This window comes from Streptomyces sp. NPDC051684 (assembly GCF_044453445.1).
Classification (GTDB): Bacteria; Actinomycetota; Actinomycetes; order Streptomycetales; family Streptomycetaceae; genus Streptomyces.
The window spans coordinates 33088-55765 of record NZ_JBITCS010000015.1 but is presented as its reverse complement, the minus strand read 5'-3'; the positions used below and the strand labels follow the sequence as shown (position 1 = coordinate 55765).

22 protein-coding genes are annotated in these 22678 nt (G+C 71.4%); 12 read left to right on the top strand and 10 right to left on the bottom strand.

Going from position 1 to position 22678, the window contains the following annotated elements; all coding sequences use genetic code 11:
* Window positions 1-76 precede the first annotated feature (76 nt).
* The 5 genes from ACIA8D_RS19430 to ACIA8D_RS19410 form a co-directional block, all read right to left on the bottom strand.
* Window positions 77-649 (bottom strand): TetR/AcrR family transcriptional regulator, encoded by a 573-nt coding sequence (locus ACIA8D_RS19430; protein WP_399233676.1) that lies wholly within the window; start codon window positions 647-649, stop codon window positions 77-79.
* Window positions 650-743: 94 nt separating this feature from the next.
* Complete coding sequence (locus tag ACIA8D_RS19425; protein WP_399233675.1) at window positions 744-2042, bottom strand: GDSL-type esterase/lipase family protein; 1299 nt, start codon at window positions 2040-2042, stop codon at window positions 744-746.
* A gap of 93 nt (window positions 2043-2135) precedes the next feature.
* Window positions 2136-2900: a malonate transporter subunit MadM gene (madM, locus tag ACIA8D_RS19420; RefSeq protein ID WP_399233673.1), complete on the bottom strand. Its 765-nt coding sequence runs from the start codon at window positions 2898-2900 to the stop codon at window positions 2136-2138.
* Between the two features lies 1 nt (window position 2901).
* The gene (madL, locus tag ACIA8D_RS19415; protein WP_399233671.1) at window positions 2902-3327 is read right to left on the bottom strand and encodes a malonate transporter subunit MadL; all 426 of its coding nucleotides are present in this window, start codon (window positions 3325-3327) and stop codon (window positions 2902-2904) included.
* A gap of 95 nt (window positions 3328-3422) precedes the next feature.
* Window positions 3423-6275 (bottom strand): AMP-binding protein, encoded by a 2853-nt coding sequence (locus ACIA8D_RS19410; protein ID WP_399233669.1) that lies wholly within the window; start codon window positions 6273-6275, stop codon window positions 3423-3425.
* 141 nt (window positions 6276-6416) lie between these two features.
* Here ACIA8D_RS19410 and ACIA8D_RS19405 point away from each other — a divergent pair, with 141 nt between their 5' ends.
* The 7 genes from ACIA8D_RS19405 to ACIA8D_RS19375 all read left to right on the top strand — a co-directional run bounded on the left by ACIA8D_RS19405 (window position 6417) and on the right by ACIA8D_RS19375 (window position 12865).
* Window positions 6417-7088 carry a GntR family transcriptional regulator gene (locus tag ACIA8D_RS19405; RefSeq protein ID WP_399233667.1) on the top strand — a complete coding sequence of 224 codons (672 nt, stop codon included), beginning with the start codon at window positions 6417-6419 and terminating at the stop codon, window positions 7086-7088.
* Window positions 7089-7190: 102 nt separating this feature from the next.
* Entirely contained in the window at window positions 7191-7796 is a 606-nt protein-coding gene (locus ACIA8D_RS19400; protein ID WP_399233918.1) for a TOPRIM nucleotidyl transferase/hydrolase domain-containing protein, read from the top strand.
* 50 nt (window positions 7797-7846) lie between these two features.
* On the top strand, window positions 7847-8242 hold the full coding sequence (locus tag ACIA8D_RS19395) for a molybdopterin-binding protein (protein ID WP_399233665.1): 396 nt from the start codon (window positions 7847-7849) through the stop codon (window positions 8240-8242).
* A 188-nt stretch (window positions 8243-8430) separates the two neighbouring features.
* Complete coding sequence (gene modA / locus ACIA8D_RS19390; protein ID WP_399233916.1) at window positions 8431-9252, top strand: molybdate ABC transporter substrate-binding protein; 822 nt, start codon at window positions 8431-8433, stop codon at window positions 9250-9252.
* Complete coding sequence (modB, locus tag ACIA8D_RS19385; protein WP_399233663.1) at window positions 9249-10079, top strand: molybdate ABC transporter permease subunit; 831 nt, start codon at window positions 9249-9251, stop codon at window positions 10077-10079. Before modA ends, modB begins: the two co-directional genes overlap by 4 nt.
* Window positions 10076-11161: an ABC transporter ATP-binding protein gene (locus ACIA8D_RS19380; RefSeq protein WP_399233661.1), complete on the top strand. Its 1086-nt coding sequence runs from the start codon at window positions 10076-10078 to the stop codon at window positions 11159-11161. The genes modB and ACIA8D_RS19380 overlap by 4 nt, the downstream gene beginning before the upstream one ends.
* 423 nt (window positions 11162-11584) lie before the next feature.
* Complete coding sequence (locus tag ACIA8D_RS19375; RefSeq protein ID WP_399233659.1) at window positions 11585-12865, top strand: YeeE/YedE family protein; 1281 nt, start codon at window positions 11585-11587, stop codon at window positions 12863-12865.
* An 87-nt stretch (window positions 12866-12952) separates the two neighbouring features.
* On the opposite strand, the gene ACIA8D_RS19370 is transcribed toward ACIA8D_RS19375, so the two are convergent.
* The 3 genes from ACIA8D_RS19370 to ACIA8D_RS19360 form a co-directional block, all read right to left on the bottom strand.
* Window positions 12953-13699 (bottom strand): SAM-dependent methyltransferase, encoded by a 747-nt coding sequence (locus ACIA8D_RS19370; protein WP_399233657.1) that lies wholly within the window; start codon window positions 13697-13699, stop codon window positions 12953-12955.
* Between the two features lie 174 nt (window positions 13700-13873).
* Window positions 13874-14545 carry a GntR family transcriptional regulator gene (locus tag ACIA8D_RS19365; protein WP_399233656.1) on the bottom strand — a complete coding sequence of 224 codons (672 nt, stop codon included), beginning with the start codon at window positions 14543-14545 and terminating at the stop codon, window positions 13874-13876.
* Between the two features lie 57 nt (window positions 14546-14602).
* Entirely contained in the window at window positions 14603-15817 is a 1215-nt protein-coding gene (locus ACIA8D_RS19360; RefSeq protein WP_399233654.1) for a CaiB/BaiF CoA transferase family protein, read from the bottom strand.
* 217 nt (window positions 15818-16034) lie between these two features.
* Here ACIA8D_RS19360 and ACIA8D_RS19355 point away from each other — a divergent pair, with 217 nt between their 5' ends.
* Complete coding sequence (locus tag ACIA8D_RS19355; RefSeq protein WP_399233652.1) at window positions 16035-17216, top strand: acyl-CoA dehydrogenase family protein; 1182 nt, start codon at window positions 16035-16037, stop codon at window positions 17214-17216.
* On the opposite strand, the gene ACIA8D_RS19350 is transcribed toward ACIA8D_RS19355, so the two are convergent.
* Together ACIA8D_RS19350 and ACIA8D_RS19345 are read right to left on the bottom strand one after the other, a co-directional pair.
* Complete coding sequence (locus ACIA8D_RS19350; RefSeq protein WP_399233650.1) at window positions 17176-17718, bottom strand: GNAT family N-acetyltransferase; 543 nt, start codon at window positions 17716-17718, stop codon at window positions 17176-17178. The two genes, ACIA8D_RS19355 and ACIA8D_RS19350, sit on opposite strands and share 41 nt — an antisense overlap.
* A 30-nt stretch (window positions 17719-17748) precedes the next feature.
* Complete coding sequence (locus ACIA8D_RS19345; protein WP_399233649.1) at window positions 17749-18363, bottom strand: LysE family translocator; 615 nt, start codon at window positions 18361-18363, stop codon at window positions 17749-17751.
* 114 nt (window positions 18364-18477) lie between these two features.
* Here ACIA8D_RS19345 and ACIA8D_RS19340 point away from each other — a divergent pair, with 114 nt between their 5' ends.
* The 4 genes from ACIA8D_RS19340 to ACIA8D_RS19325 all read left to right on the top strand — a co-directional run bounded on the left by ACIA8D_RS19340 (window position 18478) and on the right by ACIA8D_RS19325 (window position 22657).
* Window positions 18478-18930: an Lrp/AsnC family transcriptional regulator gene (locus tag ACIA8D_RS19340; protein WP_399233647.1), complete on the top strand. Its 453-nt coding sequence runs from the start codon at window positions 18478-18480 to the stop codon at window positions 18928-18930.
* 109 nt (window positions 18931-19039) lie between these two features.
* On the top strand, window positions 19040-20356 hold the full coding sequence (locus ACIA8D_RS19335; RefSeq protein ID WP_399233646.1) for an MFS transporter: 1317 nt from the start codon (window positions 19040-19042) through the stop codon (window positions 20354-20356).
* The gene (locus ACIA8D_RS19330; RefSeq protein WP_399233644.1) at window positions 20353-21744 is read left to right on the top strand and encodes an alpha/beta hydrolase family protein; all 1392 of its coding nucleotides are present in this window, start codon (window positions 20353-20355) and stop codon (window positions 21742-21744) included. The genes ACIA8D_RS19335 and ACIA8D_RS19330 overlap by 4 nt, the downstream gene beginning before the upstream one ends.
* A gap of 52 nt (window positions 21745-21796) precedes the next feature.
* On the top strand, window positions 21797-22657 hold the full coding sequence (locus ACIA8D_RS19325) for a PaaX family transcriptional regulator C-terminal domain-containing protein (protein WP_399233642.1): 861 nt from the start codon (window positions 21797-21799) through the stop codon (window positions 22655-22657).
* Window positions 22658-22678 lie beyond the last annotated feature (21 nt).

The following is a 22678-nucleotide window of genomic DNA, read 5'->3' as shown; positions in this document are numbered from 1 at the left end:
TGTGGATGGCCCGCGTGTAGATGGCCCGGATGTGGATGGCTCAGGCGGCGACCGGGGGCCCCAGGGACCCGGTGCCTCAGGACTGCACGGGCCAGTTGCGCAGCAGCGCGTCGAGGGCTTCCAGGCTCCGCGCCCAGCTCTCGCCCGAGTCGGGTGCGCTGTGACTGAATCCGCCGGCCGCTTCGAGACTGACGTAGCCGTGGAAGACGCTGCCGAGGAGCCGGACGGCGTGGGTCTGGTCGGGCTCGGTGAGGTCGTAGCCGCGCAGCACGGCCCGCGTCATCTGCGCGTGCCGCACGCCCGCGCTGGCCGCCGCCGTCTCCGGATCGAGTCGGTACTGGGCGGCGGCGTAGCGGCCCGGGTGTTCGCGGGCGTAGTCGCGGTAGACGTTGCCGAGGGCGGTGAGCGCGTCCTTGCCGGACCGCCCCGCGAGGGCGTCGGCGGCCCGGTCGGCGAGCTCTTGCAGGCCGATCAGGGCGATCCGCGTCTTGAGGTCGTGCGAGCTCTTGACGTGCGAGTACAGGCTCGCGACCTTGACGTCGAACCGGCGGGCGAGGGCCGAGACGGTGACCTGCTCGAAGCCGACCTCGTCCGCGAGCTCGGCACCGGCCCGGGCCAGCCGCTCCGTGGTCAGTCCGGCACGTGCCATGACCGTACGTCCTCTCCCTCGGCCCCCGTCTCTCTTACCGAAAATGATTCTGCACCTACCTAATACCTTTAGGCAAATGTACGTCGCCCTTCGGTTACCGGGCCACGGCCCCGCCGCCCGCGCCCGCCCCGGCCGTGAGCATCCGCAGCGAGATCGAGTCGGCGATCGCCTGCTGCCCGGCGATGTTCGCGTGGATGCCGTCCCCGTTGTCGTACGAGGGCAGGATGCTGTTGGGGTGCAGCGGGTCCTTCAGGACCTCGTCGAAGTCCATGACGCCGTCACAGGTTCCGTCGCACGAACTCGCCTTCTTCGTAAAGAGGTTGACCGTGTGGCGGTCGAGGTTGTTGCGGTCGCTGTAGCCGGGGCGCGGCGTGATCGGCGTGACGTAGATCTTGATGCCGGCGTCGCGGAGTTCCTTGAAGACCTTCTGGTAGCCGGCCAGGATCCGCTTGCCGTCGCAGCCGAAGGCGAGGTCGTTGGTGCCGTAGTAGTACAGGACCGAGGTGACGCCGTGCAGGGCGAGGACGTCCCTCTTGAGGCGGGTTGCGGCATCGAGGCCCTGGACGTTCGACGGGGTGCCGGGGCAGTCGGCCGCGCTCGTCGTGCCGCTGATCCCCGCGTTGGCGACCGCGACCTGCTCCGTGCGCGGCAGTTCGGTGTGCACGCGGCGTGCCAGCTCGTCCGTCCAGCGGCGGTTGGTGCCTGTCTCGGTGCAGCCGGGGCCGCAGTTGGTGCTGCCGACGCCGTCCACGACCGAGCTGCCGTAGGCGACCGAGGTGCCCTTGAGGCGCGGGTTGCGCACGTCGACCGCGCTGACCAGGTAGGTGGCGTCGACGGTCTTGCTGTACGCGGCGTCGCTCGTGTCCGCCGTGTGGTCGCCGGTGCCCTCGGGCGTGAGGTAGTTGGTGCGCAGCGCGGTGCGGTGCTGACCGGGGGTGGCCGTACCCTTGAGCGCGAGCGAGACGGCCACGTCGTCCTGGGCCGCCGTGGCGAGCTTGGCGGGATCGCTCCACACCTCGCCGCCCGCGGGGACGGTGACGTGGGTCTTCCCGTCAAAGCGGACGGGGTGGGTGTCTCCCTCGATGGCTGCCCCGTCGCCGCTCAGGCCCACGGAGGCGCCGCCGATCTCCAGGGGCGTTTTGCCGAAGGTGTTCTGGATGCGGACGCGGACGCCGTCCCCGCCCTGGCTGAGGTGGGTGACGGTGCGCACGGACTGGTCGCGCAGGGGCTGTGTCGCCGCGTCCTGCTGCGAGGCGACCCAGGAGGTGAACCAGGCCTGGCCGCCGCCCTGTTGGGCTCTCGCCTCGGCGGGATGCGGGGCCCCGGCGAGGCCGCCTCCGGCAAGGGCGAGGACGGCTGCCGCCGCTGTCGTGATCGTACGGATTCGAGGCATGTGCACGACCTTTGCTTCCGGTGAACGGGAGTGCGGATGGTGCGGTGCTACGAACGCGGAAGGGGCCCGGTGCGGGCCCCTTCCCTGTGTCTGTCAGCCGCCGACGAGCGCCCGCAGCGACACGTAGAACACTGAGGGGCCGAGGAGGCAGCCGACCCCCGTGTAGAAGGTCGCCGTCATCGCCCCGTACGGGACCAGACGCTTGTCGGTGGCCGCGAGGCCGCCCGCGACGCCGGAGGTGGTGCCGAGCAGACCGCCGAAGGCCATCGCCGACTTGGCGTTGTTCAGGCCGATCAGGCGCGCGGCGAACGGCGTACCCACCATCACCACCACGGACTTGACCAGACCCGCGGCGACCGACAGCGCGATCACGTCCGAACTCGCGCCCACCGCCGTGCCCGTGACGGGACCCACGATGTACGTGGCGGCGCCCGCGCCGATGGTCGCGAGCGAGGCCGCGTCCCGGTAGCCGAACAGCGCGGCTATGAGCGCGCCCGCGACGAAGGAGACGACGACGCCCAGCAGGATCGACAGGGCCCCGGCGGGGCCCGCCCCCTTGATCTCCTTCAGGTCCACGCCGTACGCGGTGGAGACGATCGCGAAGTCACGGAGCATCGCCCCGCCCATCAGGCTCATCCCGGACAGTGCGGCGACGTCGGCGATCCCCGCCTCTCCCCCGGTCGCCGAGCCGCCCCAGTAGGCGAGCGCGAGACCGAGCACGATGGCGATGGCGGAGCCCTGCAGCCGCCCCCGGGTCAGCTTCTTGGACACCCAGGCCGAGACCAGCATCAGCGTGCCGACGAGGGCGAAGGCGACTATGAGGCCGTTGTCCTTGCAGACGGAGAGGAAGGTATCCACGTCAGACCCCCTGCTCGGCGGTGGCCGACTCGGCTTCGGACGTCCCCTCGGTCAACGGAGGCAGCGGCTCCCCGCGCCCTCCGATCCGCCCGATCACCGGCACCAGGGCGAGGCCCGCGACGAGCGCGAGCAGACCGGCGAGCAGGGCCATCGGCCCGCCCGTGACGGCCTTGTACACGTTCTGCGTCGATGCCATCGCGATGACGATGGGGATGTACATCGCGCTCCAGAAGAGCACGCCCTGTTCGCTCGCCTGGGGGAACTTCCCCTTCTGGCGCAGCCAGTGGGTCGCGAACACAAGCATGATCATGGCGAAGCCGACGCCGCCGACATTGGCGTCGACGCCGAGCGCCTCGCCCAGGTATTCACCGACGAGCGTGCCCGTGAGCATGCACACCGCCAGCGCTGCCACTCCATAGAGGACCATCGTCTTCTCCACATTGAGAGACCGGTTGATTGGTAAGCAAGAACGTGGGGGGTGGAACGAAAGAGCAGGGACGGACAGCGGGTACGGGTAAGGGGTCAGGCCGTCGCGAACAAGTCCGCGTAGGTCTTGCGCAGTTCGGCCTTCTGGACCTTTCCCATGACGTTGCGGGGCAGCGAGTCCACGACGCGCACGGCGCGCGGGTGCTTGAAGCGTGCGAGGTCGGCGAAGATGGAGTCGATGAGCTCGCGCTCCTTGGGCTCCTGGCCCGGTGCGGCGACCACCACGGCGACGACCGTCTCGCCGAAGTCCGGGTGCGGGACGCCGATCACGGCGGACTCGAGGACCGTGGGGTGGGCGTCGAGGAGCGTCTCGATCTCCTTCGGGTAGACGTTGTAGCCGCCCGAGATGATCAGGTCCTTGCCGCGCCCGGAGATGCAGAGGTAGCCGTCCCCGTCGATGAGGCCGAGGTCACCGGTGATGAAGAAGCCGTCCTCGCGGAACTCGGCGGCGGTCTTCTCGGGCATCCGCCAGTAGCCGGCGAAGACGTTGGGGCCGCGGACCTCGACGCTGCCGACCTCGCCGTCGGGCAGCGGCTTGCCGGTCTCGGCGTCCACCACGCGGATCTCCGTGCCGGGCAGCGCCTTGCCGACGGTGCCGGGCTTGCGGGGGCCGCCCTCGTACGGGTTGGTGGTGTTCATCCCCGTCTCGGTCATGCCGTAGCGCTCGAGGATGGCGTGTCCGGTGCGGGCCTCGAACGCCTCGTGGTCGCTGGCGAGCAGCGGCGCGGAGCCGGAGACGAACAGGCGCATCGAGCCGCAGGTCTCCGGGGTGACCTTCTCGTGCTTGAGCAGGCGTGTGTAGAAGGTGGGCACGCCCATGAGCACGGTGGCCCGCGGCAGCAGCTCCGCGATGGCGTCGGCGTCGAACTTCGGCAGGTAGAACATGGAGGCACCCGAGGCGAGCACCATGTTCGCGGCGACGAAGAGGCCGTGCACGTGGAAGATCGGCAGGGCGTGGATCAGCCGGTCGTCGGACGTGAACCGCCAACTGTCGATGAGCGCCGCACAGTTGGACGCGAGGTTCTCGTGCGTGAGGATCGCGCCCTTGGAGCGGCCGGTGGTGCCGGAGGTGTAGAGGATGGCGGCCGGGTCGCCCGCCGCGGCCTCGTACACGTCGTCGTGGTGGGCGTCGCCTTCGAGGAGGCTGCCGTCGCCCGCGGTGCCGAGAGTCTCGACGACGAGGTCCGGGCCCTCGCGGTGGGCGTGGTCGGCGCGGCGCTCGGGCGGGCAGACCAGGACGCGGGGCTCGGCGTCGCCGACGAAGTAGTCGATCTCGGCGCCGGTGTAGGCGGTGTTGAGCGGCAGGAACACGCCGCCGATCCGCAGCGTCGCCAGGTACAGGGCGATGGCCTCCACGGACTTGTCGACCTGCATGGCGACGCGGTCGCCCGGGGTCACACCGTCGGCGACGAGGCGCGCGGCGATGCGCCGCACGAGGTCCTCGGTCTCGCGGTAGGTCACGGACCGCCCGTCGGGCAGCCCGAAGAGCACCTTGTCCGGGCGGAGTTCGGCCTGCTCGACGAAGGACCGGTGAATGGTCCTGAAGGGCTCCGCCGGGGTGGTTCCCATGGGGGTGGTTCCTTTCTTGTTCTTGAGCGGCCCGCCGATCGCGACGGTCCTGCGGCGCACGAACTCCTCGTGGCGGCGCTCCAACTGCTCTGGTTCGTAGCGGTAGTTGATCATCGCCCCGTAGGACTGCTCCCAGGCTTCGCGCGACTGGTTGGCGGGCCAGTCGAGTTGCCATGCCGCGGCCCCGTTGCCCAGATGGAATCGGGCGACCGGGTCGAGGGGGCGGCCGTCGGGGCGCCGTTCGACGGTGACGTAGCGGGTGAGGGCGTCCAGGAGACGAGGCTGGATGCGCTCGATGTCCGCCGTCCCGGGGTGTGCACCCAACTCCCCCAACTCCGCTACCAGGGCGCCCAGTTGGGGTTCGCTCGCGGCCCGCCCGTCCAGCCACGCCCGGAAGCCGGGGATCGGCGACAGCGTCGCGAACTGCGTCAGGTGCGGGAGCTGTTCGCCGACCTGCTCGATGACCTGCTTGATGAGGAAGCTGCCGAAGGAGACTCCGGCGAGTCCGTCGAGCGCGTTGTTGATGGAGTAGAGCGCCGCCGTGTCCGCGTGCGCGGGGCTCAGCGCGGGACCCGGGTCGAGCAGCGGGGCGATGCTGTCGGGCAGCCCGCGGACGAGGGCGACCTCGACGAAGATCAGGGGTACGTCGCCGGTGGCCGGGTGGAAGAAGGCGTAGACGCGGCGGTCCTCGGGCTCGATGCGGCGCCGCAGTTCGGCCTCGGACGCCATCGGGTGCACCCGCTCGCCGCGCAGCAGATGGTGGTGCAGCTCGGGCGGCGAGTCCACGGTGACCTCCTGCATGCGCAGGAAGCCGCGGTTGAACCAGGACGTGAGCAGGTGGTGGAAGTCGTGGTCCAGGGGCCGCAGTTCGGGGTGGGCGGGCAGCAGGCGGCGCAGGTCGGCGCGCATGTGGACCAGGGCGAGGGTGGCGTCCGGCGCGTGGTTCATGCGGCGCAGGAGCTGCTGGCGGGCCGGTTCGACGACGTCGAAGAGGCCGACGAGTTCCGCCTCTCCCTGGGAGCCGGTGGCGCGGGCCTCCTCCCAGCGGCGGTATGCGGCGCGGACCTGGTCGGCGTCGGCGTCGTAGGTCTTGGTGATGTGGGCGAAGAACGCGGTCCGGCCCGCGTCGTCGAGCGCGTCGTACGCGGTGAGGGCACGGGCGGCGACGGCGCGCATGGAGGCCTCGCCGACGTCGCTCATCAGGACTTCGCAGGCCGCGAGCAGCTGGTCGAGCGGGGTCTCGGGCTCCGGGCGGCCGGTGCGCCGCGCCCCGAGGGCCCGGTACAGGTCGGAAAGCAGCCAGCCGTCGTGCCGTTCCATCTCCGCTCCTCTCCACGTTCCACCCCGACGCTTGATATGCATCGTGGGTCGTGATGTATATAACAAGCGCACCGTAGATGAACGGAAGCACCCGCGCCACCCCCTGGAGCGGGCCGATAATCTGGGCAATCGGAGGTGGAGATGGCTCGAGTCCCTGAGGCCAGGCGCGTGCGTGATGCCCTGGAGAACGCGGTCGTGGACGGCCGGTACCGGCCGGGCGAGCGCCTCGACCCGGCGGAGCTGGAGCGCGAGTTCGGCTGCTCGCGCACGCCGGTGCGCGAGGCGCTGCAGGCTCTCGAGCGGTCCGGTCTCGTGCAGATCCGGCCGAAGCAGGGCACGTACGTCACCGAGCTGAGCGTGTCCGAGCTGGCTGAGCGCTTCGAGGTCATGGCCGAGCTGGAGGGGATGGCGGCACGGCTGTCCGCGCGCCGCATCGAGCGCGAGGCACTCGGGGAGCTGGAGGGCGCGCTGCGGGAGTGCGAGCAGCACGCGCACGCGGGCGACGCGGACCCCTACTACTACGCCAACGCCCGCTTCCACGCGATCGTCTACGACTCGTGCGGCAACGAATACCTGCGCCAGCAGGCCCACGCCCTCAAGCGGGCCCTCCAGCCGTACCGGCGGCTGCAGTTGCGGGTGCCGGACCGGATGCGGCGCTCCCTGGCCGAACACCGGGCGATCGCCGACGCGATAGCCGCGGGGGCGGCCGACCGGGCGGAGGACGCCGCGCGCGAGCATGTCCTCGTCCAGGTCAAGGAGTTCAGTCAGCTGGTGCGGACGTGGCGGCATCTGACGGAGCCGGCGGCGGGCTGACCCGCCGGGGGCCTCAGCCCCCGGATCCCGCCGCTCAACCGTCACAAGGGCTCGATGTACCGGAGGATTGGGCACGTGACGGAGACGACGGACACGGCGGGCATGAAGGCGTTCCACGAGGCGGTCACCGAGTGGGCCGCGGGTGGCCCCGGCGAGCCGGTGCGCGAGCTGGCCGGGCGGCTGCGCGTGCGCGGCGCGGTGCTCCTCGAAGGGCTGAGCGATGCCGCCGCGGTGGACACGCTCGCCGAGCGGCGCGGACGCGACCTCGCGGCCGAGGGCGTGTGCGTGGTGTCCATGGGCGGCGCGATGAACGTCGGCCGGTACGCCCGCCTGCTCGGGCCGACCGGCCTCGGGCTGCGGCTGACCGGGCTGTGCGACGAGCGCGAGCGGCGGTACTACGACCGGGCGCTGGACCCGGGCGACGGCGGCACCGTCTCCGTGTGTGTCGCGGACCTGGAGGACGAGTTCATCCGCGCGCTCGGCGTCGCCCGGGTCGAGGAGCTGATCCGGGAGGCCGGCGAGTGGCACCCCTGGCAGACCTTCGCCCGCCAGCCCGCCCAACAGGACAGAACCACGCACCGCCGCCTACGGCGCTTCCTCGGCACCAAGGCGGGCCGCAAGATCCGATATGGGCGCCTGCTGACCGGGGCGGCGTGCGACGCCGGGTGCGTGCCCGCGCCGCTTGAGGAGCTGTTCGGGCGGCTGTAGGCGACGGCGCATCACGGCGTCCCCGATGGCCGGAAGTTAAGCTTTGGCGCATGCAGTCCTACACAATCGGCCAGGCCGCACGGCTGCTCGGCGTCAGTCCCGACACCGCGCGGCGGTGGGCGGACGCCGGGCGCATCGTCACGCAGCGGGACGCGAGCGGGCGCCGGGTCGTCCAGGGCAAGGACCTCGCCGCGTTCTCCGTGGAACTGGCGGCGGGCGACGACGCCGACGACCACCCCTCGTACACCTCCGTGCGCAACGCGTTTCCCGGCATCGTCACCGCCGTGAAGCTCGGCGACGTCGCCGCCCAGGTGGAGATCCAGGCCGGTCCGCACCGGCTGGTCTCGCTGCTCACGCGGGAGGCGGTGGAGGAGCTGGGGCTCGAGGTCGGCATGGAGGCCACGGCCCGCGTGAAGTCGACGAATGTCCATATCGACCGTGCGTGACCGTTCCCTCGCCGGGTCCGTGCGAACGCACATGCGTACCCCCACTGTCCGCCTGCCGGGATCATGCGAACCCACAGGGGACTTCTGCCTGGCAGATGCGGCAGTATGGTCGCCGTAAGCGTTCCAGGACACAGCAGGGGAGCTGAACCGTGACAACCCGTTCCGCGCGCAGGACCACGACTCGCCGCATGCTTCAGGTGACCGGCATCGGGGCCGCGGCCGTGCTGGCACTGAGCGCCTGCGGATCGTCCGACTCGGACTCCTCCGGCTCGTCGTCCAGCTCCTCGTCCAAGGCGTCCAGCTCCTCGTCCAAGGCGTCCAGCGGCAAGAAGGTGTCGGGGACGGTGAACGTGTTCGCCGCCGCCTCCCTCAAGGAGAGCTTCACGACGCTGGGCAAGCAGTTCGAGAAGGAGCACCCCGGCACCAAGGTCACCTTCAACTTCGGCGGCAGCGACAGCCTCGCCGCGGGCATCACCGGCGGCGCCCCCGCCGATGTGTTCGCGGCGGCGAGCCCCAAGACGATGAAGACGGTGACCGACGCAGGTGGCGCCGAGGGCAAGCCGAGCACGTTCGTGCGCAACCAGCTGGAGATCGCCACCCTCCCCGGCAACCCGCACAAGGTGTCGTCCCTGAAGGACCTCACGAAGCCCGGCCAGAAGGTCGTGCTGTGTGCGAAGGAGGTGCCGTGCGGCGCCGCCGCGCAGACGGCGCTGACCGTGAGCAAGCTGAAGCTCACCCCGGTCTCCTACGAGCAGGACGTCAAGAGCGCCCTGACGAAGGTGGAGCTGAAGGAGGCCGACGCGGCGGTCGTCTACAAGACCGATGTGCACGCGGCGGGTGACAAGGTCGAGGGCGTGGAGTTCCCCGAGTCGGAGGACGCCATCAACGACTACCCGATCGCCCCGCTGAAGAAGGCACCGAACGCCGCGGGGGCCAAGGCGTTCATCGAGCTGGTCAAGTCCGCCGACGGGCAGAAGGCGCTGACCGATGCCGGGTTCCTGAAGCCGTGACCGTGGCGGCGCGGGACACCGTGGAGGGAGGGGCGCGGCGGCGCCGTGGCCGCGTCCCTCCGCTGCCCCTGCTCGTACCCGCGCTCGTGGGGCTCGCGTTCCTGGTGGTGCCGCTGGTGGCACTGCTCGTACGGGCCCCGTGGGCGCAGCTGCCCGAGCAGCTGACCAGCCCCGAGGTGTGGCAGGCGCTCCAACTGTCGCTGGTGTGCGCCACGTTGGCGACGCTGGTGAGCCTGGTGCTCGGGGTGCCGCTGGCGTGGCTGCTCGCGCGCACGGAGTTTCCGGGGCGCGGCCTCGTACGAGCCCTGGTCACGCTGCCGCTGGTGCTGCCGCCCGTGGTCGGCGGCGTCGCGCTGCTCACCGCGCTCGGCAGGAACGGGGTCGTCGGGCAGTACCTGGACCAGTGGTTCGGGATCACGCTGCCGTTCACCACGACGGGGGTCGTGATCGCGGAGGCGTTCGTGGCGATGCCGTTCCTCGTGATCAGCGTCGAGGGCACGCTGCGCGCGGCCGATCCGCGCTACGAGGAGGCGGCGACGACGCTCGGCGCCTCCCGGTTCACCGCGTTCCGGCGGGTGACGCTGCCGCTGATCGCGCCCGGGATCGCGGCCGGGGCGGTCCTCGCGTGGGCGCGCGCGCTCGGCGAGTTCGGCGCGACGATCACCTTCGCCGGCAACTTCCCCGGCCGCACCCAGACCATGCCGCTCGCCGTCTACCTCGCCATGCAGAGCGATCCGGCGGCGGCGATCTCCCTCAGCCTGGTGCTGCTGGCCGTGTCCATCACGGTCCTCGCGGGGCTGCGCGACCGCTGGATGACCGCCTCATGACCGACCTGCAGAAAACGGTGGCGCCCGAGGACGTGGCGGGGGGCGGTCTCGACGCGCGACTCGTCGTGGACCGGGGCGACTTCCGGCTCGATGTCGCGCTGGCCGCGAACCCGGGCGACGTCGTCGCGCTGCTCGGCCCGAACGGGGCCGGGAAGACGACGGCGCTGCGCGCGCTCGCCGGGCTGACGCCGCTGGACGCCGGACACCTCCGGCTCGACGGCGCGACGCTCGACGGCACGCCGCCCGAGTCCCGCCCGGTGGGCGTGGTCTTCCAGGACTACCTCCTCTTTCCGCACCTGACCGCGCTCGACAACGTGGCGTTCGGGCCGCGCTGCCAGGGCGCCACGAAGGCCGAGTCCCGTACGCGGGCGCTGGCCTGGCTCGACCGGATGGGGCTCGCCGAGCACGCCGGGGCGAAGCCGCGGCGGCTGTCCGGCGGACAGGCCCAGCGCGTCGCGCTCGCCCGCGCGCTCGCCACCCGGCCCCGGCTGCTGCTCCTCGACGAGCCGCTCGCCGCGCTCGACGCTCGTACGCGCCTGGACGTACGGGCCCAACTCCGACGCCACCTCGCCGAGTTCGAGGCGGTGGCGGTGCTGGTGACCCACGACCCGCTGGACGCGATGGTGCTCGCCGACCGGCTCGTCGTCATCGAACACGGCCGCGTCGTCCAGGAGGGCGCACCGTCGGAGGTCGCACGCCGTCCGCGCACGGACTACATGTCCCAGCTCGTCGGCCTGAATCTGTACCGGGGCGACGCCGATGGACACACCGTCCACATCGCGGACGACGGTCCCACGATCACGACCACGGAGGACCTGACCGGCCCGGTCTTCGTGGCATTCCCACCGAGCGCGGTGACACTCCACCGCGAACGCCCCACGGGATCCAGCGCCCGCAACCTGTGGCGCTGCGAGGTCGGCGGCATGGAGACACACGGTGACCAGATCCGCGCGGCCCTCTCCGGCGAGCTCCCCCTCGCCGCGGACCTCACGACCGTGGCGGCGGCGGAGCTTGGGCTGCACCTGGGGGCGGAGGTCTGGGCGACGGTGAAGGCGACGCAAACGCATGCGTATCCGGCGTAGCCGGGGAGCGGGCGGCGTGTGTGCTGCTCCGCCGGGGCCGAGCTCTCGGGGCTCTGCCCCGGACCCCGCTGCTCAATCGCCGCAGGGGCTTGATGTGCCGAAGCCGCAAGGGGCCTGATTCGCCTGGAACATGGGCGATCGGGACGCTTTCAAGCCCCTCTGGCGATTGAGGCGTGGGGTCCGGGGCAACGTCCCGCAACCTCGGTCACGGGCCACCACCCGAGATCGCCCGACCAAAATATGAGACATCCTCCACCGACACCCCCGGCGGAGCCTAAAGTGGCGCACATGTTCGGACCCGCTCGTCACCTGGCTCTCGCGCTCTTCGCGGCCACGACGTGGAGTGTCGACGACGCGCTCTGTCGTCGCTGACCTTCCTCCACCGCGCCCGAACGTTCCCACTCCAGCTGCCGGAGATCTGCCGTGACCACCGCTCCCCCCGCCGGGGCGCCGCCGCGCGCCGCCCTGCTCGCCCCGTCCCCGACCTCCTCGCCCGCCCCGGTCGCCGAGGCCGCGCCGCCCACCCGCTGGGGGCCGCTCGCCGGCGCCGGGGTGATCGGCGCGGCGCTCGCCGTCTACGTGTTCGCGCAGCACGGCGCCAAGCCGGGCGTCCTGTTGCTACTCGGCCTCGGGCTCGGATTCGCCCTGTTCCACTCGCGGTTCGGGTTCACCTCCGCCTGGCGGCAGCTCGTGGCCGTCGGCAACGGCACCGGGCTGCGGGCGCACGCTCTGCTGCTCGGCTCCACCGCGACGCTCTTCGCCCTGATCATCGGCACCGGCACCGGGCTTTTCGGTTCCGTGCCGGCGCCGAGCGCCGGACCGATCGGCATCGGGCTGATCGTCGGCTCGTTCCTGTTCGCGATCGGCATGCAGCTCGGTGGCGCCTGCGCCTCCGGAACCCTGTTCGCCGTCGGCTCGGGGCAGACCTCGATCGTGCTGACGCTCTTCGGGTTCATCGTCGGTTCCACCCTCGCCGCCTGGCAGTTCGGGCTCTGGGGCGATCTGCCCGCGCTCGACCCGTACCTGCTGTCCGACCACGTCGGCTGGTTCGGCTCCTGGGCGATCACCATCGTCGTGCTCGCCGTCATCTGGTTCGTCGCGCGCACCGTGCAGGCCCGCCGCAATCCCCCGCCGGTCGGCGCCCCGCCGTCGGCGAAGGGCGCGCTGCTGCGTACGGTCCGCGGCTCCTGGCCGCTGGCGGTCGGCGCCGTCGTGCTCGCGGTGCTCGGCGCGGGCGTGCTGCTCGTGTCCGGTGGCGCGTGGGGCGTGACGAGCGCGTTCTCGCTGTGGGGCTCGAAGGTGGTGGGCGCGCTCGGCGGGTCCCCCGAGACGTGGGCGTTCTGGCAGCAGCCCGGCAGCGCCGAGCAGTTGGCGGGCCCGGTGCTCGCCGACAAGACGAGCCTGACCGACATCGGCATCATGGTCGGCGCGGCGGTCGCCGCCGCGGCGGGCGGCGTGTGGAAGCTGCACCGCGGCATCCCCGCGCGTACGGCCGTCGCCGCGGTCCTCGGCGGCATCCTGATGGGCATCGGCGCGCGCCTCGCGGGCGGCTGCAACATCGGCGCGTACCTCGCGGGCATCGTCTCCGGTTCGCTGCACGGCTGGATCTGGGGCGCGGTCGCCATCCTCGGCACGTGGGCCGGTCTGCGGCTGCGCCCGCTGTTCGGCCTCGGCAACCCGAAGCCGTCGGACAGCGTCTGCTGATCCCGTAGGACATCAAGGACATCACAGAGATGAGCGAGCGGGCCCGGGGAACACGTTCCCCGGGCCCGCTCGCGTCACGCAGGGGCGTCAGCGCGCCATCAGCGCGAAGACTCCCCAGCCGAGATATTCGCGCTGGTAGCGCGCGTAGCGGGCGGGCTCGGTGGTGAGCTCGGCCCGTACCTCGGCGGCCAGCTCGTCATCCGGGTTCTCGTCGAGCCAGCGGCGCATGGTGAGCCACTGCGCCGCTTGGTAGCGGTCCCAGCTGTCCTGGTCGGCCAGCACCATTTCCACGACGTCGTACCCGAGGTCGCCGAAGCTCTCGATCAGCTCAGGCAGCAGCAGGAAGTCGCTCTTTCCGGTGGCGTGGCAGGCCTTCGCCGTCTCCTCGTCCGGCACCTCACGGCGCCAGTACGGCTCCCCGATGAGCATCAGGCCGCCGGGGCGCAGGCTCCTGGCGAGAAGGTCGACGGTGCCGGGCACGCCGCTGCCGATCCAGGTCGCGCCGACGCACGCGGCGACATCGACCGGCTCGTCCGCGACGTACCCGCAGGCGTCGCCGTGGACGAACGAGACCCGCTCGGCGACACCGAGTTCGGCGGCGCGGGCGCGGGCCTGCTTGGTGAAGACCGTGCTGATGTCCACTCCCGTCCCGGTGACCCGATGGTCGCGGGCCCAGGTGCACAGCATCTCGCCCGAACCACTGGCGAGGTCGAGCACACGGGCGCCGGGCGTCAGGCGCAGCGCCCCTCCCAGGGCGGCGAGCTTGCCCGGGGTGAACGGGTTGTGGATGCGGTGGCTACTTTCCCGGACGGTGAAGATGCGTGGCAGATCCACGAGGGGTGTTCCTTACGTTCGATGAGGTCATGTCCTTGACGCGGGACAGCCGACCGGAGTCGGCCGTCGTGGTACGGACCGTCATCGAGCACACCTCATTGGATCGTCTGGAACACCTGGAACGCATCGCGAACCCGGCCACCGTAGGCGCTCCGGGTTCACGCCTCCACCGAATTACGCGCCCGGCCCCTCGCCGAGCAGCCCCTCCAGCGCGGCCACCGCATGCTCCCGGTGCCCGTCGAGCAGCCGCACCGCGTCCTCGGTGCGCCCCTCGCGCAGCGCGTCGAGCACCGCCCGGTGTTCGACGAGGACGTGCTCGCGGCTCATCGAGTCCGCGTAGTAGAGGGAGCGGTAGGCGTCCGTGGCGTCCCACAGGGTCGCGATGAGGCGCACCAGGCGCTGCATGCCGGAGGCCTCGAAGAGGACGAAGTGAAATCTGCGGTTGGCCGCCGCCATCGCCGCGACATCGGCCGCCGCGGCCTGCGCCTCCACGTCCTCCTGGGCCTCCTCCAGGGCGTCGAGGACGGCGCTACCGGCGCGCATCGCCTCGCGTACGGCCTCGGCCTCCAGGATCTCCCGGATGCGGTACACCTCGCGCAGTTCGGCCAGGGACAGCTCGGCCACGAAGTAGCCCCGGTGCGCGTGGTGCACGACGAGGGACTGGCCCTCCAGCGTCTTGAGGGCCTCGCGCAGCGGCACCCGGCTCACCCCGAGCTGCTCGGCGAGCGCGTCCTGCCGGATCGGCATGCCCGGCCTGATCTCCCCGCTGGTGATGGCGCGGCGCAGCTCCTCGAGGACGAACTGCTGCGCCGTGGGGGGCCGCCGCCTGCTCGCGGGCGTGGTCATGGCGGCTCCTTGTCCTCTCTGCCGGGCGTCGGCAGCTCGTGATGAACGCCGCCCATCCTACGGAGCGTCACTGACATCACCCGCCCCACCTGCGGCGGAAATCCCCGAGAGCCCCAGCTCGGCGAGGATCTGCTCGGTGTGCTCGCCGAGCCGCGGCGGCGCCGTGACGTACGCGGCGGGGGCGGCGCTCAGCCGGATCGGGTTGGCGACCTGCGCGGCGGGGGCCTCGCGGTTCGGGTCGTCGATGTGCACGCGCGGGTCGAGGCCGAGCCGCGCGGCGAAGGCGAAGGCTTCTCCGAGGTCGTTGATCGGTCCGCAGGGCACGCCGACGGCGGTCAGCGTCTCGAACCACTCGTCGGCGCCACGCTCGCGAAGGCGTTCGGTGAGTTCGGCGAGGAGGTCCTCGCGGTGGGCCACGCGCGCGGTGTTGCTCGCGAAGCGCGGGTCGTCGGCGAGGCCGGGCACCCCCAATTCGGCGCACAGTGCGCCGAATTGCCGGTCGTTGCCGACGGCGAGCGCCAGCGGCCGGTCCTTGGCGTCCAGCACCTCGTACGGGGCGATGCTGGGGTGCTTGTTGCCCATCGCGCGGGGTACCACTCCCCCGGCCACATGGGCGGAGGCCTGATTGGTGAGCGCGGAGAGCAGCGAGGTGAGCAGGGAGACCTCGACCTTCTGCCCCTCCCCGGTGTGCTCGCGGTGGCGCAGCGCCGCCATGACACCGAGCCCTGCGTGCATCCCGGTGATGACGTCGACGAGCGCGACACCGGCCTTGGTGCCCTGGCCGCCGGGTTCCCCGGTAACGCTCATGAGTCCGCCCATGGCCTGCACCAGCAGGTCGTAGCCGGGCAGCGCGGCGCCCTCGGCGGTGCCGAACCCGGTGACCGAGCAGTACACGAGGCCCGGGTTGAGCGCGCTCAACTCCTCGTAGCCGAGGCCGAGCCGGTCCATGGTGCCGGGCCGGAAGTTCTCGACGAGGACGTCGGCGCGCGCGGCGATGGCACGGGCGGCCTCGCGCCCGGAATCCGCGGTCAGGTCGAGGGCGACGGAGCGCTTGTTGCGGTTGACGCCGAGGAAGTAGGTGGCCTCGCCGTCGGCGAACGGCGGCCCCCAGGAACGGGTCTCGTCACCGGCCCCCGGGCGCTCGACCTTGATGACATCGGCGCCGAGGTCGGCGAGGAGCATCGTCAGGTACGGGGCCGCGAGGACCCGGCCGAAGTCGGCGACGACGAGCCCCGAAAGGGCTCCCTGGGCGACGGGCCTTGTGGCCGGCATACGGCTCTCCTTGTGGAACCTTGGCAAGCGGTGGGCGTGCGGCTACGATCCGAGGGACCCGAAGAAGTTGGATCCAAAATCCGATATCCGCACCCTAGCGTCACCCGGTGCATCTGTCAGCAGTCAGTGGCCCGCCACCATTAGTCCGCCGTCAGTAGCCCGCCGTCAGCAATCCGCAATCCGCAATCCGCAATCCGCCGCAGTCAAGGAGCCCGCGATGCCGTCGTCCTCAACTCCCCTCCACCCCTTCGACCTTGTCGACATCGACGGCATGCTGAGCGACGAGGAGCGCGCCATCCGCGACACCGTGCGCACCATGGGCGAGCGCGAACTACGCCCCAAGGTGGCCGAGTGGTTCGAGAACGGCGCCATCCCGGCCCGCGAGCTCGCCCGTGAACTGGGCGGCCTGGGCGTCCTCGGCATGCACCTGGAGGGCTACGGCTGCGCGGGCACCAGCGCCGTCGCGTACGGGCTCGCCTGCATGGAGCTGGAGGCGGTCGATTCCGGGCTGCGCAGCCTCGTCTCCGTGCAGGGCTCGCTCGCGATGTACGCGATCTGGAAGTACGGGTCCGAGGAACAGAAGCAGCAGTGGCTGCCGGGCATGGCGGCGGGCGAGAAGATCGGCTGCTTCGGCCTCACCGAGCCGGACGCGGGCTCCGACCCCGGCTCGATGCGCACGAACGCCAAGCGCGACGGCTCGGACTGGGTCCTCAACGGCACCAAGATGTGGATCACGAACGGTTCGGTGGCGGACGTCGCCGTCGTCTGGGCCCGCACCGAGGACGCCGTGCGCGGCTTCGTCGTGCCGACCGACACCCCCGGCTTCTCCGCGCCGGAGATCAAGCGCAAGCTGTCCCTGCGCGCCAGCGTCACCAGCGAGCTGGTCCTGGAGGACGTACGCCTGCCCGCCGACGCCATGCTGCCGGACGCGCGCGGCCTGTCGGGACCGCTCGGCTGCCTCAACGAGGCCCGCTTCGGCATCGTGTTCGGCGCGCTCGGCGCCGCCCGCGACTGCCTGGAAGCGGCCATCTCGTACGCCGGTGACCGTACGGTCTTCGAGCGCCCCCTGGCCTCGTACCAGCTCACGCAGCAGAAGCTCGCCGACATGACCCTGGAGCTGGACAAGGGCATGCTGCTCGCGCTGCGCCTCGGCCGGCTCAAGGACGAGGGCCGCGGCACACCGGAGCAGGTCAGCGTCGGCAAGCTCAACAACGTGCGCGAGGCCATCAAGATCGCCCGCGAGTGCCGCACGATCCTCGGCGCGAACGGCATCACCCTCGAATACCCGGTGCTGCGGCACGCCAACAACCTGGAGTCGGTGCTGACCTACGAGGGCACGAGCGAGGTCCACTCGCTGGTCATCGGCAAGGCCCTGACGGGGCTTCCGGCCTTCCGCTGAGTTCCCACTTCACCTCGCCGTCGTGCCACTCGTCCGTGGGCGCAAGACCGCAGGCGGTGGCGACGGCGACGGAGGCGTGGTGCTCGGGGTGGATGTGCGCGACGAACACCTCGACGCCCTGCTCCCCGAGCCACGCGACGAGCGCCCGCGCGGCCTCGGTGGCGATCCCCCGCCCCTGCCACGGCGTACCCACGACCCACGCGACCTCCGCGACGCGATCCCCGCCGACGGTCGCCTGCACGGTGCCCACCAGTCGCTCCTCGCCCCGGAGTCGGACCACCCAGTTGAGCCACACGACGGTCGGGTCGGGCGAGCCCGCGAGCATCCGCCGATAGCGCGCCCGCAGCTCCTCGACCGTGTCCGGGGCGCCACCGATGAAGGTGTGCAGCGCCGGGTCGCCCAGCACCCGGGCCATCTCCTCGGCGTGCTCCACCCGTAGCGGCAGCACGTCAAGGCGGGCGGTGGTGAAGGTGCTGGGCGAAGGCGGCGGCGTCGTCGTCACGCGCGAGACGGTACCGCCCCCGGGCCGGGCCTAGACCAGCTGTTCCGCCAACAGAAAACCGCCGATCGCGATCATCATCACCCCGGAGACCCGTGTCACGGCACGGGCCGCCGTGGGCCGCGTCTTCAGGACGGTGCGCGCCAGCACACCGACGCCGAGGTAGACGACGGCGCAGGCGGTCATGTGGAGGGTGCCGAGCACGCCGGTCTGCACGGCCACCGGCCAGCCCGTCGCCGGGTGAATGAACTGGGGGAAGAGGGACAGGTACAGCAGCAGCGCCTTGGGGTTGAGGCCGCTGATCCCGATCCCCTTCAGCATGACCTGCCGCCGCGAGGCGCCGACGGGCTCCTCGTCGGCGGTCAGCACGGCGGGTTGGCGCAGCACGGTGCAGCCGAGCCACACCAGGTAGCCGGCCCCGGCGACGGTCAGCGCCGTGAGCAGGGTCGTCGAACTCGCCACGAGCACCGCCAGGCCCGCGACGGCGAGCAGTGTGTATCCCACGTAGCCGGTTATCAGCCCGGCCACCGCCGGGACGACCGAGCGATCCCGCAGCCCGGCCGAGATCGCGTAGGCCCAGTCCGCGCCCGGTGTGAACACCAGCAGAAGGTCCACGGCCAGAAAAGCCGCCAGCGTGGTCGTGTCCATGTGTCGTCGATCCCTCTCACGTGCAGTTGTACGCGAGGAAGGCTAGGCGGGATCCGCCCGCAAGTGTTCCCTTCTTTTCTCCGCTACAGGCCGATCCGAGGGAGAATCTTTCCCATGGATGCCATGGACCGGAAAATTCTTACCGAGCTGCAGCTGGACGGCCGCCTCACCATCACCGAGCTGGCCGCGCGCGTGAAGCTGAGCGTCTCCCCCTGCCACCGCCGCCTGCGTGACCTCGAACGTTCCGGGGCGATCCGCGGCTACCGCGCCGTCGTCGACCCGTCCGCCCTCGGCCTGGACTTCGAGGCGCTGGTCTTCGTCACCCTGGGCTGGGAGGACCGGGACACCGTCGCCTCGTTCGAGGAAGCGGTGACTGCCGTGCCCCATGTGCTGCAGGCCCAGCGCCTGTTCGGCGATCCGGACTATCTGCTGCGGGTGGCCGCCGCCGACCTGACCGCCTTTCAGCAGCTCTACGACCAGCAGCTCGCGCGCCTTCCGGGGGTGCAGCGCCTGAACTCGACGCTGGTGATGAAGAACGTCGTGACGAACCGCCCGCTGCCGGACTGACGCACGTACTCATCAGCTCACCCGCTTCCGATGTTGTGCACTTTATTGACCGCAGTAACCAACACGCATATTTTCACGGGCACCCTTCCCCTGCCCCAGGGAGCCCGCAATGTCCCAACGCACCAAGCGACTAAGGCGAGTTGCCCTTTCCGGGCTGCTCGGGACCGCCGTTGAGTTCTACGACTTCCTCGTCTACGGCACCGTCGCCGCCGTCGCCTTCGGTGAGCTGTTCTTCCCCGGAGCCGACCCGGCCGTCGGCACCATCGCCGCGTTCGGCACCTTCGCCGCCGGATACGTCGCCCGACCGCTCGGCGGCATCGTCTTCGGGCACTTCGGCGACCGGCTGGGCCGCAAATCGATGCTGCTGCTCACGATGGGCCTGATGGGCGGCGCCAGCTTCCTCATCGGGCTGCTGCCCACCTACGACACCGTGGGCGTCTGGGCGCCGCTGCTGCTGATCGCCCTGCGCGTCGTGCAGGGCGTCGCGATCGGCGGCGAGTGGGGCGGCGCCACGCTGATGGTGGTCGAGCACGCGGGGGCCCGGCGGCGCGGACTGTGGTCCAGTTTCACGCAGTTGGGGGCGCCGCTCGGCTCCCTGCTGTCCGCCGCCGTGGTCGCCCTCGTCGTCACGCTTCCGAAGGACGCGTTTATGTCGTGGGGCTGGCGGGTGCCGTTCCTGCTGAGCGTGGTGCTGCTGGGCGTCGGTCTGTTCGTACGGCTGAAGGTCGTCGAGAGCCCGCTGTTCGCCGAGGTGAAGCAGGAGCGCGGCACGGCGCGGCTGCCGATCCTCGATGTGCTGCGCCGCCCGCGCCCCGTCCTGCTGGCGTGCTGCGTCGGCATCGGGGCGTTCACCACGCAGTCCCTGCTGACCAGTTACCTGATCTCGTACGCCACCGACATCGGCTACGCGCGCCCGCAGGCGCTCACCGCGCTCACGGTGTCCTCGTCGGTCGCACTGGTCGTGCTGCCCTGCGCCACGGTGCTCTCCGACCGGATCGGCCGCCGCCCGGTCGTCCTCGCCGGAGCACTGCTCTCGGCAGCGCTCGCCTTCCCCGTCCTCGCGCTCGTCGACTCCCGCTCGCCCGGCCTGCTGATCCTGGCCGTGGTGCTGGGGCACGGGTTCGCGCAGTCCATGATGTACGGCCCCCTGGGCGCCCTGTTCAGCGAAATGTTCGGCACGCGCGTGCGCTACACCGGCGCCTCGCTCGGCTACCAGGGCGCCACCCTGATCGGCGCCGGTTTCTCCCCGATGATCGCCGGGGCCCTCGTGGCGGGCAGCGGCGACGGCACGCCCATCGCCGTACTGCTGTGCGGCGGTTCGCTGATCACCGCGTTCTCGTTGTGGTTCGTCCGCGAGACCGGCAAGGACACGCTCGCGCACACCACCGGCCGACCCGTCACCCCCGCCAAGGAGACCTCCGCATGAGGACACCCGGTTCCCGGACACGTATCGCCTGCGCCGCCGCGCTCACGCTGGCCGCCACCGCCCTGCCCGCCCCGGCCCTCGCCGCCGCGCCGGACAGCGGGCACGTGGAGGGCGCCCTGCCCAACGGCGCCGCGTACGTGATGGACGTACCCGCCGCGTGGAACGGCACGGTGCTGCTGTTCAGCCACGGATACAACGACGTCGGCACGCCCAACCCGGCCGAGAACGCGCCGGACGACGCGACCAAGTCCCTCCTCCTGAAGCAGGGTTACGCCCTCATCGGCTCGTCCTACGCCACCACGGGGTGGGCGATGCCGGACGCGGTCGACGACCAGCTCGCCACCTTGTCGACGTTCACGGAGCGGTTCGGCGCGGCCCAGCGCACCGTCGCCTGGGGCCGCAGTTACGGCGGGATGGTCACCACCGCGATCGCCGAGCGGCACCCCGGGCGCATCGACGGCTCGCTGTCCCTGTGCGGTCTCGTCCACGGAGGCGTCGCCAACTGGAACAACACACTCGACCCCGTCTTCGCCCTCAAGACCCTCCTCGCACCGGGCTCCGACGTCCCCCTGGTCGACCTGCCGGACCAGAAGACGGCCACGCGCGCGGCGGACACCATGGTCGCCGCCGTCGACAAGGCGCAGGCCTCCCCCGCCGGGCGGGCCCGTATCGCGCTCGCCGCCGCCCTGCACAACATCCCCGGCTGGAACCAGGAGTCGCAGGCACGCCCCGCGCCGGACGACTGGAACGCCCAACAGGCCAACCAGTACGCGGCCGTCAAGGGCCTGTTGAAGGTGGCCGCCTTCAACAGACGCCAGGACTCCGAGGCACGCTCCGGCGGCAACGCCTCCTGGAACACCGGCGTCGACTACGCCCGGCTGCTCGCCCGGTCCTCCGTGCGCAAGGAGATCGGCGAGCTGTACCGCGAGGCGGGCCTCTCCCTGCGCGGCGACCTTGCCACACTGGGTCGCGCGCCGCGCATCAGCGCCGACCCGGAGGCGGTGGGCCGGCTGCGCCGCACCAGCACGTTCACCGGCAAACTCGCCAAGCCCCAGTTCGACGTGCACACCACGGGCGACCCGCTCGTCCCCGTACAGACCGAGAGCGCACTGCGCCGCGCCGTCACCGCCGCCGGCTCCTCCTCCCGGCTGCGGCAGGCCTACACCGACAACGCCGGGCACTGCACGTTCAGCGCGGCGGAACAGCTCGCGGCGCTGCACACCTTGGAGGACCGCATCGCGACGGGGACGTGGCACGGCACGGACCCGGACGCCCTCAACTCGCGCGCCGCGCAGGCAGACCCGTCCGGACCCGCACGCTATGTCGCCTACCGCCCCACCGAGTACCTCCGGCCGTACGACCGTGCGCATCCCGCCGATGGCCGGTGAGCCGGGACGGGCGCCCGCCGCATTGTCGGTGGGCGCCCGTAGTCTTGGCCCCGTGGAGCACATCGGCATCGACGGCGACCCGACCAGCGACGCGGCGGACATCTCACAGCCCCGTCCGCAGTCGCTCCTGCTCGCCTTCTTCGGCAACCACGTGCTGGAGGAAGGGGACTTGTATGTGTACTCGGGCAGCATCATCGACGTGCTCGGCCGGGTCGGCGTGGGCGAACAGGCCGTGCGGTCCACGCTGACGCGGATGGTCAACCGGGGGCTGCTGCACCGCCGGCGCGAGGGCCGCCGCATGCACTTCGGGCTCACCGAGCAGGCCGAGCACGTACTGGACGACGGCCGGGCCCGCATCTGGAAACAGGGCTCGGTCAACGACGAGTGGGACGGCAGTTGGACGCTGCTCGCCTTCTCGCTGCCGGACGCCTGGAAACGCCGCCGGCACGAGTTGCGCTCCCGGCTCGTGTGGTCCGGATTCGGCACGCTCTACAGCGGTTTGTGGATCGCGCCCGGGCACGTCGACGTGTCACAGGTGATCGCTGAGCTCGGGCTCACCGCGTACGTGAAGGTGTTCCACGGGGCGGCCGGGGTGGCCACGGACATCGAGGAGATGATCCGCGACACCTGGGACCTGGAGAGCATCGCGGCCCGCTACCGGGCCTTCGACGAGCGGTGGAGCGAGGGCCCGGGCGGGCGTGCCGGGGCCGACGACCCGCTCGGCGCCCGCCTCCGACTCGTCAGCGAGTGGCTGGACACCATCCGCGCCGACCCCCGGCTGCCGTCCTGCCACCTCCCGCACGACTGGCCGGCCCGCCGCGCCCAGGAGACGTTCCACCGCATCGCCGAACAAACCGAGGCGCCCGCGCGGGAAATGGCCCGCGAACTGCTCCAGACGACGACGGTGCGATGACAGGATCCCCCTGAGGAGGTG

What these genes read in the sequence shown, in the direction of transcription:
- ACIA8D_RS19430 (WP_399233676.1), bottom strand. Translation starts at nt 649, where the DNA reads ATGGCACGTGCCGGACTGACCACGGAGCGGCTGGCCCGGGCCGGTGCC.
- ACIA8D_RS19425 (WP_399233675.1), bottom strand. Translation starts at nt 2,042, where the DNA reads ATGCCTCGAATCCGTACGATCACGACAGCGGCGGCAGCCGTCCTCGCC.
- madL (WP_399233671.1), bottom strand. Translation starts at nt 3,327, where the DNA reads ATGGTCCTCTATGGAGTGGCAGCGCTGGCGGTGTGCATGCTCACGGGC.
- ACIA8D_RS19410 (WP_399233669.1), bottom strand. Translation starts at nt 6,275, where the DNA reads ATGGAACGGCACGACGGCTGGCTGCTTTCCGACCTGTACCGGGCCCTC.
- ACIA8D_RS19405 (WP_399233667.1), top strand. Translation starts at nt 6,417, where the DNA reads ATGGCTCGAGTCCCTGAGGCCAGGCGCGTGCGTGATGCCCTGGAGAAC.
- ACIA8D_RS19400 (WP_399233918.1), top strand. Translation starts at nt 7,191, where the DNA reads ATGAAGGCGTTCCACGAGGCGGTCACCGAGTGGGCCGCGGGTGGCCCC.
- ACIA8D_RS19395 (WP_399233665.1), top strand. Translation starts at nt 7,847, where the DNA reads ATGCAGTCCTACACAATCGGCCAGGCCGCACGGCTGCTCGGCGTCAGT.
- modA (WP_399233916.1), top strand. Translation starts at nt 8,431, where the DNA reads ATGCTTCAGGTGACCGGCATCGGGGCCGCGGCCGTGCTGGCACTGAGC.
- ACIA8D_RS19380 (WP_399233661.1), top strand. Translation starts at nt 10,076, where the DNA reads ATGACCGACCTGCAGAAAACGGTGGCGCCCGAGGACGTGGCGGGGGGC.
- ACIA8D_RS19365 (WP_399233656.1), bottom strand. Translation starts at nt 14,545, where the DNA reads ATGACCACGCCCGCGAGCAGGCGGCGGCCCCCCACGGCGCAGCAGTTC.
- ACIA8D_RS19360 (WP_399233654.1), bottom strand. Translation starts at nt 15,817, where the DNA reads ATGCCGGCCACAAGGCCCGTCGCCCAGGGAGCCCTTTCGGGGCTCGTC.
- ACIA8D_RS19355 (WP_399233652.1), top strand. Translation starts at nt 16,035, where the DNA reads ATGCCGTCGTCCTCAACTCCCCTCCACCCCTTCGACCTTGTCGACATC.
- ACIA8D_RS19345 (WP_399233649.1), bottom strand. Translation starts at nt 18,363, where the DNA reads ATGGACACGACCACGCTGGCGGCTTTTCTGGCCGTGGACCTTCTGCTG.
- ACIA8D_RS19340 (WP_399233647.1), top strand. Translation starts at nt 18,478, where the DNA reads ATGGATGCCATGGACCGGAAAATTCTTACCGAGCTGCAGCTGGACGGC.
- ACIA8D_RS19335 (WP_399233646.1), top strand. Translation starts at nt 19,040, where the DNA reads ATGTCCCAACGCACCAAGCGACTAAGGCGAGTTGCCCTTTCCGGGCTG.
- ACIA8D_RS19330 (WP_399233644.1), top strand. Translation starts at nt 20,353, where the DNA reads ATGAGGACACCCGGTTCCCGGACACGTATCGCCTGCGCCGCCGCGCTC.